The sequence below is a fragment of the Janibacter sp. FSL W8-0316 genome (assembly GCF_038004165.1).
Classification (GTDB): Bacteria; Actinomycetota; Actinomycetes; order Actinomycetales; family Dermatophilaceae; genus Janibacter; species Janibacter indicus.
The window spans coordinates 3,205,418-3,217,772 of sequence record NZ_JBBOQX010000001.1 but is presented as its reverse complement, the minus strand read 5'-3'; the positions used below and the strand labels follow the sequence as shown (position 1 = coordinate 3,217,772).

Below are 12,355 nucleotides of genomic sequence, written 5' to 3'. Positions count from 1 at the left end.
GTGAGCCGGTGGGCGCCCCCGTCGGGGACCGTCCGCGGGGTGACCGCGTCGGGGGTCAGGTGGTGGATCAGCGAGCGGCTGAGCCCTCGGTGTAGTCGTCGTCCCCGGACTGCCACGCGAAGTGCGCCCGCAGCGCCTTGCCCGTCGCCTCGATCGGGTGACCGGCCTCCTGCTCGCGCAGCTGCTGGAACTCGGTGGCGCCCTTGTCCTGGTCCTCGATGAAGCGCTTGGCGAAGGAGCCGTCCTGGATGTCGGCGAGGATGCCCTTCATCGACTCCTTGACCTTGGCGTCGACGACCCGCGGGCCGGAGACGTAGTCGCCGTACTCGGCGGTGTCGGAGATCGACCAGCGCTGCTTGGCGATGCCGCCCTCCCACATGAGGTCGACGATGAGCTTGAGCTCGTGGAGCACCTCGAAGTAGGCGATCTCCGGCTGGTAGCCCGCCTCGGTCAGCGTCTCGAAGCCCGCCTGGACGAGGTGCGACATGCCACCGCACAGGACGGCCTGCTCGCCGAAGAGGTCGGTCTCGGTCTCCTCGGTGAAGGTCGTCTTGATGACGCCGGCGCGGGTACCACCGATGCCCTTGGCGTAGGAGGCAGCGATGTCCCAGGCCTTGCCCGAGGCGTCCTGCTCGACGGCGATGATGTCCGGGATGCCGCGGCCGTCGACGAACTCGCGACGCACGGTGTGGCCCGGAGCCTTGGGCGCGACGAGGATGACGTCGACGCCGTCGGGCGCCTGGATGTAGCCGAAGCGGACGTTGAAGCCGTGACCGAAGACGAGGACGTCGCCGTCCTTCAGCTCCGGCGCGATGTCGTCGGCGTAGAGGTGACGCTGGACCTGGTCGGGGGCGAGGATGACGATGACGTCGGCCTCGGCGGCGGCCTCGCGCGGCGTGAGGACCTTCAGCCCCTCGGCCTCGGCCTTGGCCCGGCTCTTGCTGCCCTCCTTGAGGCCGACGCGCACGTCGACGCCGCTGTCGCGCAGGTTGAGCGCGTGCGCGTGGCCCTGCGAGCCGTAGCCGATGACGGCAACCTTGCGGCCCTGGATGATGGACAGGTCGGCGTCGTCGTCGTAGATCAGTTCGGCGGCCATGGGGCACTTCTCCTTGTGTCGTGGTGGTGCAGTCGGGGGTGGTCGTCATCGTCTCCCGTCACCTCGGACGGGGACGAAGGGGGGGTCAGTGTCGGGAGCGGTCGGTGATGGAGCGGGGGCCGCGGCCGATGGCCACGACGCCGGACTGGACGAGCTCCTTGATGCCGTAGGGCTCGAGGATCTCGAGCATCGCGGCGATCTTGTCGGAGTTGCCGTAGACCTGCAGGGTCATCGCGTCGGTCGTCGTGTCGACGATCTTGGCCTTGAACATCTGCGCGGTCTCGAGGATGCCGCTGCGGTTGCTCGCCTCGGCGCGGACCTTGACCAGGACGATCTGGCTGGTCACCGACGCGAGCGGGTCGAGCTCGACGACCTTGAGCACCTCGACGAGCTTGTTGAGCTGCTTGGTCACCTGCTCCAGCGGCAGGTCCTCGACGTCGACGACGACGGTCATCCGCGAGATCTCGTCGTGCTCGGTCGGGCCGACGGCCAGCGAGTCGATGTTGAACCCGCGCCGGGAGAAGAGCGTCGAGATCCGGGCGAGGACGCCGGGCTTGTTCTCGACGAGGACGGACAGAGTGTGCTTGGTGCTCACGGTGGCGCTACCTCACTTGCCGTCGTGGTCGGCGTCGGTGGACTGCTCGATCGCCTCGGACTCCTCGCGGTCCCACTCGGGGGCGGCGTCGCGGGCGATCTGGATGGCGTCGTTGCTCACGCCGGCGGGGACCATCGGCCACACCATGGCGTCGCGCTCGACGACGAAGTCGATGATCACGGGGCGGTCGTTGATCGCCATCGCCTGCTCGATCGTCGCGTCGAGGTCCTCGGGACGCTCGCAGCGCAGCCCGACGCACCCGTAGGCGTCGGCGAGCTTGACGAAGTCGGGGATCCGGCTGCCGACCGAGGTGTGCAGGTCGGTGTTGGAGTAGCGCTCGTTGTAGAAGAGCGACTGCCACTGCCGGACCATGCCCAGGCTGGAGTTGTTGATGACCGCGACCTTGATCGGGATGTCGTTGATGACGCAGGTCGCGAGCTCCTGGTTGGTCATCTGGAAGCACCCGTCGCCGTCGATGGCCCACACGACCCTGTCGGGCTCGCCGACCTTGGCTCCCATGGCGGCCGGCACGGAGTAGCCCATCGTGCCGGCGCCGCCGGAGTTGAGCCAGGCATTGGGGCGCTCGTAGCCGATGAACTGCGCCGCCCACATCTGGTGCTGGCCGACGCCGGCGGCGTAGATCGCCTCGGGGCCGGCGATCGCGCCGAGCCGCTCGATGACCTGCTGGGGCATGAGGGCACCCTCGCCGTGCGAGGTGTACCCGACCGGGTAGTCCTGCGACCACCGCGTCGTCGTCGCCGACCAGTCGCGGTAGAGGTCGGGGCCGATGCTGGCGGCCTCCCCTTCGCCCGCCTCGATCGCGGCGATGAGCTCGCCGATGATCGCCTTGGCGTCACCGACGATCGGCACGTCGGCCACGCGGTTCTTGGAGATCTCGGCCGGGTCGATGTCGGCGTGGATGACCTTGGCCCCGGGGGCGAAGGACGACAGCTGGCCGGTGACGCGATCGTCGAAGCGGGCGCCGAGGGCGATGAGCAGGTCGCTGCGCTGCAGACCGGTGACCGCGGCGACGGAGCCGTGCATGCCGGGCATGCCCAGGTGCAGCGGGTGCCCGTCGGGGAAGGCACCGCGGGCCATGAGCGTCGTGACGACCGGGATGCCGGTCAGCTCGGCAAGCCGTCGCAGCTCCTCCGCGGCGCCGGCGCGGATGACGCCGCCGCCGACGTAGAGGACCGGCTGACGGCTGCCGGCCATGAGGCGCACGGCCTCACGGATCTGCTTTGCGTGCGGACGCGTCACCGGGTGGTAGCCCGGCAGGGCGATCTGCGGCGGCCACGCGAAGGTGGTGGTGGCCTGCAGCGCGTCCTTGGAGATGTCGACGAGGACGGGGCCGGGTCGGCCGGTGCTCGCGATGTGGAAGGCCTCGGCGATGACCCGCGGGATCTCCGCGGCGTCGGTCACGAGGTAGTTGTGCTTGGTGATCGGCATGGTGATGCCGCGGATGTCCGCCTCCTGGAAGGCGTCGGTCCCGATCGAGCTCGAGGCGACCTGCCCGGTGATCGCGACGATCGGGACCGAGTCCATGTGGGCGTCGGCGATGGCCGTGACGAGGTTGGTGGCGCCCGGCCCGGAGGTCGCCATGCACACGCCGACCTTGCCGGTCGCGGAGGCATAGCCCTCGGCGGCGTGACCGGCGCCCTGCTCGTGCCGCACGAGGATGTGACGCACCTTGACCGAGTCCATCAGCGGGTCGTAGGCGGGCAGGATCGCGCCACCGGGGATCCCGAAGACGACCTCGGCACCGACGCTCTCGAGCGAGAGGACGAGGCTCTGCGCTCCGGTCACTTGCTCTGGGGTCGGTCGGGCCTCCGCCCGGCGCGCCAGCGCTGCCGGGGTCGGGGCGCTGCTGGTCGTGTCAGTCACCGTGTGTCCTTCGGTTTGCCGTGCCATCCGTCCTGCTCCTCACATCTTCTCCCGGCATGAAAAAGCCCTTCAGTCCTGGTCCGGACGTGAAGGGCGCGCGCTGCGTCGACGAACGGGTCGTCGCTCAGGCAGCGCGCCGGGGAAGTACGAGGAGGAGGGCCATGCGGACAACTCTCTCCCGCGGCAGCGAGCGTGTCAATGAATGAGACAACCGCGCCCACGATGTGGGACGCGGCCGTCGGGAGCCGGGCGGCGGCTCAGCAGGGACCGCCGAGCATCCCCAGCCCCCGGAGCACGTGGACGACCGCGAAGACGAGGAGCACCGCGCTGGCGCCGAAGAGCAGACCGCGCGTCGGGCGGGCAATCTTCGACCACGGGTTGTGTCGCGCGAAGGCCGTCTTGGCGACGGCCACCGCGCACGCGGCGACGGCCACGGCCGCGAGGAGCGCGAAGTAGTCCATGTAGGAACACTCGACGACGACGCCATTGACCCTGCTCGTGCGCGTGGACGACAGGTGGACCACGAATGCGGCGAGCGCGAAGGCCAGTCCGACCCAGAAGGGCTTCGGCAGCGCCTTGGGGTGGTTCGTCGTGGGCTGGGTGGGCGTCCCACCGTCGGTCGTGCTGGTCTGCTGGCTCACGGTTCCCCTTGTGTACGTGGCGGTTTCCGGTCTGATCCGATCCTGCCGCTGCGTCGCCGGACGCGCCATGGGGAGCGGTACCCACGACAACTCGGGTGACGACACGAGGGCGAAGGGAAGACGCTGGCTCGCATGAGCACCGGCGCACTGGGTCTCTACGAGCACCTGGGGATGGAGGTCGTCTCGACCTTCCGTCATCTGACGCTGCCCCTGTGACTGGGCGCTCACCGACCGCCTGTCACACCCGCAGAGCGAGCGGTGTCTCCATGGTGAGCGGCCCGACCCGGGGCCGACGGACCCAGGAGACCACCGTGCCCAGCACCTTCCGCATCCCTCGCAACGACATGTCCTCCCCCTTCGGCCGTCTCGTCGTCGCGATCTGCCGACGCCTCTACGGCGAGGTGCCCGACAACGCCTACGTCCTGGCCCACGACCGCAAGGTGGCGTGGAGCGTCTTCGGCTTCGAGCGCAAGGTCGCCGGCTGGGACGCCCTCGACCCGCACCTGAAGTCCTACGCCGTCATGGCCTCCGCCGCGGTCATCGGCTGCTCGTGGTGCCTGGACTTCGGCTACTACGTCGCCCACGAGGACGGTCTCAACCTCGACAAGGTCCGGGAGGTGCCGCGCTGGCGCCAGTCCGACGTCTTCTCACCCCTGGAGCGCGAGGTCATGGGCTACGCCGAGGCGATGACCGCCACCCCGCCGACGGTCACCGACGAGATGCCGACGAGCCTGCGCGAGCAGCTCGGCACCCCTGCGCTCGTCGAGCTGACGATGATCATCGCGGTGGAGAACGAACGCTCCCGCTTCAACTGCGCCGCCGGCCTGGCCAGCCAGGGCTACTCCGACGTGTGCGAGCTGCCCCTCGCCGGCACGGGCACGGACATGGGACGGTGACCGGGTGAGCCTCCACCCCGGCACCGACGCGTGGGTGACCCACCGCAACCTGCTCTTCACCGTCGCCTACGAGATGCTCGGGTCAGCCGCCGACGCCGAGGACGTGCTTCAGGAGGTCTGGCTGCGCTGGTCCCGCGTGACCGACACGGTGCACGACCCCCGCGCCTACCTCGTGCGGATCACCACGCGCCTGTCGCTCAACGCCCTGCGGGCGCACAGCCGACGTCGCGAGGACTACGTCGGCCCGTGGCTGCCCGAGCCGCTGCTCACCACCCCCGACGTCGCCGAAGACGTCGAGCTGGCCGAGAGCGTCTCGACGGCGATGCTCCTCGTCCTCGAGACCCTCGGCCCGACGGAGCGGGCGGTCTTCGTCCTGCGCGAGGTCTTCGAGCTGCCCTACGACGAGATCGCCGAGGCGACCGCTCGCAGCCCTGCGGCCGTGCGGCAGATCGCGCACCGGGCGCGCGAGCACGTCGCGGCCCGTCGACCGCGCCGGGAGGTCACGGTCGCCGAGCAGCAGGCAGTGGTCGAGCGCTTCCTCGCGGCGGTCGCCGGCGACGACCTGCAACTGCTCGTCGACGTGCTCGACCCCGAGGTCGTGCTGCTCACCGACGGCGGCGGCGTCAAGCAGGCCGCCCTGCGCCCCATCGTCGGCGTGGACAAGGTCCTGCGCTTCCTCACCGGCGTCTATGTGGCGGCCACACGGGGTGCGCCGGTCCTCGTCAACGGCGCCCCCGCCCTTCGCCTGGAGCTCGACGGCGCGCTCGAGGCGATCGTCACCTTTGCCGTGACGCAGGGTCGGGTCACCGCGGCCTACATTGTGCGCAACCCGCACAAGCTGCTCGCCGTGGATCAGGAGACCGTGCTCACCAGGTGACCCGGGTACGGCGCGGGGCCGCCCCGACGGTGTCGGGACGGCCCTGCGTGCGGAGCGCGGTCTGTCAGTAGTAGCGCGTGGTGCAGACGTAGGCGCGGGTCTTGACCGTGCCGGCGGTCGAGCTGCCCATGGCGCGCTTCTTGGCCAGGCGGACCGTGGGCCACTTGTACTTGCCGTAGGCGCTGGCGTAGCGGACCGGGCGGCCCTTGCTGTCGTACTTGACGGCGACGGCGGCGCAGCCATTGCTCACCCACACGACGTTGCGGCAGTAGGACGAGTAGCTGTACTTCTTGCAGCGGGTCAGCGCCGCGCTCTTGGCGCTGGTGGCGGTCTTGGCATTGACCGAGGTGCCGACGGCGAGCGTGCGGCTGTTGAGGGCGATCGCACCGTAGTAGGTGCGGGCCGAGGCCGAGCTGTCAGCGGTCGGCGCTGCCTGGGCGGCAGGCACGGCAAGCGTGGCCGCGGTCATCGTCGTGGCGCCGATGACTGCAGCGCGACGGAGCACTGTCTTCATGTGTCTTCTCCCCTGGTGAGGTGGCGTCCCCTGTGGTCGCCGAGGGCAGTCTTGCGCATCGGCCCCCACCTGGGAAGGGGGAGCTCTCCCCGTTCAGGGGGAGCGGAAGTCATCGAGCGCCGCGGCCCCGAAGTCGAGGTCGTCCCAGTGCCCCGAGAAGCGCAGCACGGCCGCAGCGGCCGGCGGGAACCCGCCGCTCAGTCGCTCGTGCGCCTCCTCGCTGCCCTCACCGTCGGCGAGCAGACTGGCCGCCGCCGGCAGCCCCGGCGCATGACCGACGACGAGCAGGATGCTCGCATCGTTGGTCGAGCCCCGGATCACCGAGAGCACGTCGTCGGCGTCGGCGTTGTAGAGCCGGTGCTCGATCTGCACCTCCGCCTCCGGGCACCCGGCCGCGGCGAGCTCCTGCATCGTCTCGCGGGTGCGTAGCGAGGGCGAGCACATGACCTCGTCGCAGCCGAGCCCCTGCTCGCGCAGCCACCGACCGACGTCGGCGGCCTGGTTGCGCCCGTGCTCCGACAGGGGTCGCTCGCGGTCGTCCTGACCGGCACGGCCCGGCTCCGGGTCGGCGTGCCGCAGCAGGATCAGGGTCCGGTCCTCTGCTGACGTCGTCATAGAGCGAGTGTGGCCCGGAGCACACCGACGCGCCACCCCTGACGGGTCGGCGCGGCGACCTCTCACGGGAGCCGGATCGTCAGGAAATGGTCAGATCTGAAGTGCGGCGCAACCGGACTCGACGACGGCGGGCGGCTACAACGACTGGGCCACCTCGAGCCAGAGCGTCGCGGTGGGCAAGGCCGAGGGCTTCGCCGGCAACCGACACCAGGTGGTGCTCGACACCGTCAACGGCTACGTGACCAAGGGCAGCTACATCCGCTCCTACTACTGCCCGCCCGTGCTCGCCAAGAGCCGGACCTCGACCGCATCGCGGGTCGTGGCCCTCAACCTCAGCATCTACCGGATGTCCGAGGGTGGTCAGCCCTTCTGGGTCAAAGGCCACGTCAACGGCGCCCCGCTGCAGCCCGACCGCGACGATAGCTTCGGCCGCCTCTGACGGATTCGCGTCAGCGTCGCCGCCGAGCCGCCGGTCAACCCTCGTGCACGAGGTTGATCGGCGGCTCGCCCGCTGCGAGAGCGGTGAGCTGGCGACGCAGCAGCGCCACCGCGCGGGGGCGGAAGGCGTGGGTCATCCCACCGACGTGCGGGCTGATGATGACACCGGGTGCCGACCACAGGGAGTGCCCGGTCGGCAGCGGCTCGGGGTCGGTGACGTCGAGGGCGAAGCGCAGGCGGCCCGCGTGCCGCAGGGCGGCCTCGGTGTCGAGCGCCGGCCCACGGCCGACGTTGACCACGAGCGTGCCATCGGGCAGCGAGCTCAGCAGCTCCTCGCCCAAGACGTGGTGGGTGGCGTCGGAGCCCGGCAGCACCGAGACGATGATGTCGTGCTGCGGTGCCAGAGAGGCCAGCTCGTCGACCCCGTGCACCGTGTCGACGAGATCGTCGCCGGCGCGCGCCCGCGAGGCCACGGCCGTGACCGACACCTCGAAGGGCACGAGCCGCTCCACGATCGCCCGGCCCACGGAGCCGTAGCCGAGGAGCAGTACCCGCTTGTCGGCGAGGCCCGGGCGCACGTGGCGGGAGGTCCACTCCCCCTGCGCCTGGGCGCGCGCGAAGTCGTCGAACCCACGCTGCGAGGCGAGGACGAGGGTCAGGGCCAGCTCTGCGGTGGCCGCGTCGTGGACCCCCTTCGCGTTGGCGAGGGAGACCCCCTCCGGCAGGACCGGGAGCATGTTGTCGAAGCCGGCCGACAGCAGCTGCACGAGGCGCACCGACGGCTGCTCCGCGACGACGGCCACGCCCGTGGGCTTGGTCATGTACGGCGCGATGTAGACGTCGACCGACTCCTGCGGCGGAGCCTCCTGCGGGTCCCACACGACGGCCGTCACGCCGTCGATCGGGCCGACCTCGTCGCGCCAGGTGATGTCGGGGAAGGAGACGGTGACCATGCGCGTCATCGTAGGTGGACCGGATCCGGTGAGTACGGGTACCCATGGACGGCCCCCTCTCACGGTGGGTCCATGGAGGCAGGCGTGCGTCATCGGGGAAGCACGCCACCACGAGAGGACACCGCCATGCAGCGGACGCTCAGCGCCATCGCCACCACCGGACTCATGACCGCGGGGCTGGCCCTCGCCGGACCGGCGCAGGCCGCGCCGGCCGAGTACCCACCGACGAGCCACCACAAGGCCGCCCTGTCAGAGGTCGTCCTCGGCGGGGCCTGGACCGTGGAGTTCGGCTCGCCCATCAAGGGCAACCGCCACCAGGTGCGGCTGCGCACCGACAACGGCAAGGTCAGCGGATTCATCCGATCCTTCTACTGCCCGAGCGGCGCCACCGTCTCGCCGCGATGGGCCTCGTCCCGGTGCACGCACCGGCAGACGATCTACCTCAAGAACCAGGGCGGCAACAAGGTCGGCTGGGTCAGCTCGAGCGGCAACTCGGCCACCCAGAGGGGCTACCTCATGGGCACGAGCGGGTCGAGGTCGTGGCCCTTCGACGCCAGCTTCACGCTCTACGCCACCGAGCCACCGACCGACGACGGCGACGGGACCTTCTACTCCTGGTGGCGCGCCGCGCGGCCGCAGGGCAGCTTCGCCGGCAAGCCGATCCTCGCCGGGACGACCCGGTACGGCCAGATCTCCGGGTACGGCCCGGTCTGACCAGCACCATGACGAAGGGGGCGGTGCCGGATCGACCTTCGGTTCACATGGTCCTCGCAACACCTCGATCTGAGGAGTTGCGAGGACCATGGTCATTTCGAGCGAAAAGCGGCGTCGTGTTGAGGTCTCTGCGGAGGTAGTTGCTGTGATGGTGGCTGCCTTCGAACGGGAAAGATCGATTGGTGCCGCAGCCAGGGCGGCTGGATGTGCTCACTCCACAGCTCGTCGGCATCTGGTTCGGGCGGGGTTGGTGCAGGCCGAGCCGATGCCGTTGGGCAAGCCGCGTCAGCGGGCCGAGTTTGACGAGCTGATCGCTTCCGGGGTCCACAACGCCGTGGCCGCTCGTCGGGTTGGGGTCACGCTCGACACGGGCCGGTATTGGATGCGGGGCGTGCGTAAGAGTCATGGCCGCACGATCTATCCCGATGGGCGCGTCACGGGCCCGCCGGCCAAGCGAGCGGCTAGGAACAGGCCCATGATCGAGGTCGTGGGTACGGGCAGGTTGCTGTCATTGCAGGATCGTCTGGTGATCGCCGACGGGCTGATCAACCGGGAGTCGATGCGTTCGATCGCTGCCCGGCTGGGCCGGCCGACCTCGACGGTCACACGTGAGGTCGCCGCCCACCGCGATGAGCAGGGCCGGTACGCGCCCCACCGGGCGCATCGTGACGCCGCGGATACCCGGGCCCGGCCGAAGGCATCAAAGCTGGCGCGGCCGGGAGCGCTACGCGAGTACGTCGTGGACGGGTTGTCACGGAAGTTGTCACCGGAGCAGATCAGCAACAGGCTCAAGGTCGACCACCCCGACGACGAGAGCATGCGCGTGAGCCACGAAACGATCTACCAGGCCCTGTACTTCCAGGCCCGCGGCGGCCTCAAACGCGAGGTCCAGACCGCTCTGCGCACCGGCCGCACCCGCCGCAAACCCCAAGCCCACGGGGTGCGGCGGCCGCGGTTCGTCGACGAGATGATCATGATCAGCGACCGGCCCGCCGCGGTCGAGGACCGCGCCGTCCCGGGCCACTGGGAAGGCGATCTGATCACCGGCAAGAACAACGGCTCAGCGATCGGGACGCTCGTGGAGCGCTCGACCCGGTACGTGATGCTGCTGCACCTGCCCGATACCCACGACGCGATCACCGTGCGTGACCGGCTCGTCGCCGCGATGCATCGCCTGCCGCAGCACCTGCGCGGGTCGCTGACCTGGGACCAAGGATCCGAGATGGCCGCGCACGCCTCGTTCACCACCGCGACCGACATGCCGGTCTACTTCTGCGACCCGGCATCGCCCTGGCAGCGCGGCTCGAACGAGAACACCAACGGGCTGCTGCGCCAGTACTTCCCCAAAGGCACCGACCTGAGCGTCCACGGCCACGCAGAGCTGGAGTACGTCGCCCAAGAACTCAACGCCAGACCACGAAAGACGCTCGACTGGGCAACCCCAGCCGAGCGTCTTCGTGATCTACTCCAGGAGGCCTAACCACCCAGGCCGAAATCCACACGGTGTTGCGAACACCCCATGAATCCGCCGACCCGGCACCGTCCCCTTCGTGCTGCCTGCGTCAGGCGCCGAGCTTGGCGAGGATGAGCTCGCGGGCCTTGCCGGCGTCGGCCTGGCCCTTCATCTCCTTCATCACCTGGCCGATGAGCGCGCCGGCGGCCTGCACCTTGCCGCCGCGGATCTTGTCGGCGACGTCGGGGTTGGCCTCGATGACCTTGTCGACGGCGGCCTCGAGCGCGCCGTCGTCCTGGACGAGCTCGAGCCCGCGGGCGTCGGCGACGGCCGTCGGGGTGCCCTCGCCGTCGAGGACACCCTCGAGGACCTGACGGGCCATCTTGTCGTTGAGCCGGCCGGAGCCGACGAGCGACTCGAGCTCGGCGACGTGCTCGGGCGTGACGCCGGTCTGCTCGGCGTAGGTCGCGAGGTCGACGCCCTCGGTGTTGGCGCGGCGGGACGGCTCGCCGAGCCACCACTTGCGCGCGGCCTGCGGCTTGGCGCCGGCGGTGACGGTGGCCTCGATGAGCTCGGTCGCGCCGGCGTTGAGCACGTCACGCATCTCGAGGTCGGAGTAACCCCACTCCCCCTGCAGCCGCTTGCGGCGCTGAGCCGGCGGCTCGGGCAGGGTGGCCCGCAGCTGCTCGACGTAGTCGCGGCTCGGCGCGACCGGCACGAGGTCGGGCTCGGGGAAGTAGCGGTAGTCCTCGGCGTCGGACTTCTCGCGGCCGCTCGTCGTGACGCCGGTGTCCTCGTGCCAGTGGCGGGTCTCCTGCAGGATCGACCCGCCGTTGGTGAGGACCGCTGCGTGGCGGCAGACCTCGTAGCGCACCGCCCGCTCCACGGAGCGAAGGGAGTTGACGTTCTTGGTCTCGGTGCGGGTGCCGAGCGGGACGTCGAGCTGGGCCTGCGCCGCCGGGTCGTCGCCGACCTTGGGGCGAAGGGAGAGGTTGACGTCGCAGCGCATCGAGCCCTGCTCCATCTTGACGTCGGAGACGTCGAGGGCGCGCAGCAGGTCGCGCAGCGCGGCGACATAGGCCTTGGCGACCTCGGGGGCGCGCTCGCCCGCGCCGACGATGGGGCGGGTGACGATCTCGATGAGCGGGATGCCGGCTCGGTTGAAGTCGACGAGGGAGTACTCGGCGCCCTGGATGCGTCCGGTGGAACCACCGATGTGCATGCTCTTGCCGGTGTCCTCCTCCATGTGGGCGCGCTCGATCTCGACTCTGAAAATCTCTGAGGTCTCGCCATCTTGTCCCGGGATCTCGACGTCGAGATAGCCGTCGAAGGCGATCGGCTCGTCGTACTGCGAGGTCTGGAAGTTCTTCGGCATGTCCGGGTAGAAGTAGTTCTTCCGGGCGAAGCGGCACCAGTCGGCGATCTGGCAGTTGAGCGCCAGGCCGATGCGGATCGCGGACTCGACACCGGTCGCGTTGACGACCGGCAGCGCGCCGGGCAGGCCGAGGCAGACCGGGCAGGTCTGGGTGTTGGGCTCGGCGCCGAAGCCGGTGGCACAGCCGCAGAACATCTTCGTCGCCGTGCCGAGCTCGACGTGGACCTCGAGGCCCATGACGGGGTCGAAGGTGGCGAGGGCCTCGTCGTACCCGAGGACCGCGTCGGTGGTGGTGCTCGCCATG

The 12,355-nt window shown here is 70.1% G+C and carries 13 protein-coding genes; 5 read left to right on the top strand and 8 right to left on the bottom strand.

Annotated elements, in window-relative coordinates; translation table 11 throughout:
- Positions 1–67: 67 nt before the first annotated feature.
- The 4 genes from ilvC to NYE39_RS15755 form a co-directional block, all read right to left on the bottom strand.
- Positions 68–1,096, bottom strand: coding sequence for a ketol-acid reductoisomerase (gene ilvC / locus NYE39_RS15770; protein WP_072624070.1), 1,029 nt, complete (start codon positions 1,094–1,096; stop codon positions 68–70).
- 85 nt (positions 1,097–1,181) lie between these two features.
- The gene (ilvN, locus tag NYE39_RS15765) at positions 1,182–1,691 is read right to left on the bottom strand and encodes an acetolactate synthase small subunit (protein ID WP_341013254.1); all 510 of its coding nucleotides are present in this window, start codon (positions 1,689–1,691) and stop codon (positions 1,182–1,184) included.
- Between the two features lie 12 nt (positions 1,692–1,703).
- Entirely contained in the window at positions 1,704–3,602 is a 1,899-nt protein-coding gene (locus tag NYE39_RS15760; protein ID WP_084449425.1) for an acetolactate synthase large subunit, read from the bottom strand.
- A 230-nt stretch (positions 3,603–3,832) separates the two neighbouring features.
- On the bottom strand, positions 3,833–4,216 hold the full coding sequence (locus NYE39_RS15755) for a hypothetical protein (RefSeq protein ID WP_084449424.1): 384 nt from the start codon (positions 4,214–4,216) through the stop codon (positions 3,833–3,835).
- A 311-nt stretch (positions 4,217–4,527) separates the two neighbouring features.
- On the opposite strand from NYE39_RS15755, the gene NYE39_RS15750 reads away from it, so the two are divergent.
- Both NYE39_RS15750 and NYE39_RS15745 read left to right on the top strand, forming a co-directional pair.
- Positions 4,528–5,112, top strand: a complete 585-nt coding sequence (locus NYE39_RS15750) for a carboxymuconolactone decarboxylase family protein (protein WP_341013253.1) — start codon at positions 4,528–4,530, stop codon at positions 5,110–5,112.
- Positions 5,113–5,116: 4 nt separating this feature from the next.
- On the top strand, positions 5,117–5,989 hold the full coding sequence (locus NYE39_RS15745) for an RNA polymerase sigma-70 factor (RefSeq protein WP_072624066.1): 873 nt from the start codon (positions 5,117–5,119) through the stop codon (positions 5,987–5,989).
- Between the two features lie 64 nt (positions 5,990–6,053).
- Here the strand turns inward: NYE39_RS15745 and NYE39_RS15740 are convergent, their stop codons facing one another.
- A complete protein-coding gene (locus NYE39_RS15740) occupies positions 6,054–6,503 on the bottom strand; it encodes a DUF4189 domain-containing protein (RefSeq protein WP_072624065.1) in 450 nt (149 codons plus the stop codon).
- A gap of 93 nt (positions 6,504–6,596) precedes the next feature.
- On the bottom strand, positions 6,597–7,118 hold the full coding sequence (locus NYE39_RS15735; RefSeq protein WP_072624064.1) for a SixA phosphatase family protein: 522 nt from the start codon (positions 7,116–7,118) through the stop codon (positions 6,597–6,599).
- A gap of 172 nt (positions 7,119–7,290) precedes the next feature.
- Here NYE39_RS15735 and NYE39_RS15730 point away from each other — a divergent pair, with 172 nt between their 5' ends.
- Positions 7,291–7,557 (top strand): hypothetical protein, encoded by a 267-nt coding sequence (locus tag NYE39_RS15730; protein WP_072624063.1) that lies wholly within the window; start codon positions 7,291–7,293, stop codon positions 7,555–7,557.
- A gap of 34 nt (positions 7,558–7,591) precedes the next feature.
- Here NYE39_RS15730 and NYE39_RS15725 read toward each other — a convergent pair whose 3' ends face one another.
- The gene (locus NYE39_RS15725) at positions 7,592–8,509 is read right to left on the bottom strand and encodes a 2-hydroxyacid dehydrogenase (RefSeq protein WP_335589210.1); all 918 of its coding nucleotides are present in this window, start codon (positions 8,507–8,509) and stop codon (positions 7,592–7,594) included.
- Positions 8,510–8,635: 126 nt separating this feature from the next.
- Between NYE39_RS15725 and NYE39_RS15720 the strand changes: the two genes are divergently transcribed.
- Both NYE39_RS15720 and NYE39_RS15715 read left to right on the top strand, forming a co-directional pair.
- Entirely contained in the window at positions 8,636–9,223 is a 588-nt protein-coding gene (locus NYE39_RS15720) for a hypothetical protein (protein ID WP_084449421.1), read from the top strand.
- A gap of 382 nt (positions 9,224–9,605) precedes the next feature.
- Positions 9,606–10,703 carry an IS30 family transposase gene (locus tag NYE39_RS15715; RefSeq protein WP_445667087.1) on the top strand — a complete coding sequence of 366 codons (1,098 nt, stop codon included), beginning with the start codon at positions 9,606–9,608 and terminating at the stop codon, positions 10,701–10,703.
- 82 nt (positions 10,704–10,785) lie between these two features.
- On the opposite strand, the gene gatB is transcribed toward NYE39_RS15715, so the two are convergent.
- Positions 10,786–12,354 (bottom strand): Asp-tRNA(Asn)/Glu-tRNA(Gln) amidotransferase subunit GatB, encoded by a 1,569-nt coding sequence (gene gatB / locus NYE39_RS15710; protein WP_084449420.1) that lies wholly within the window; start codon positions 12,352–12,354, stop codon positions 10,786–10,788.
- Position 12,355 lies beyond the last annotated feature (1 nt).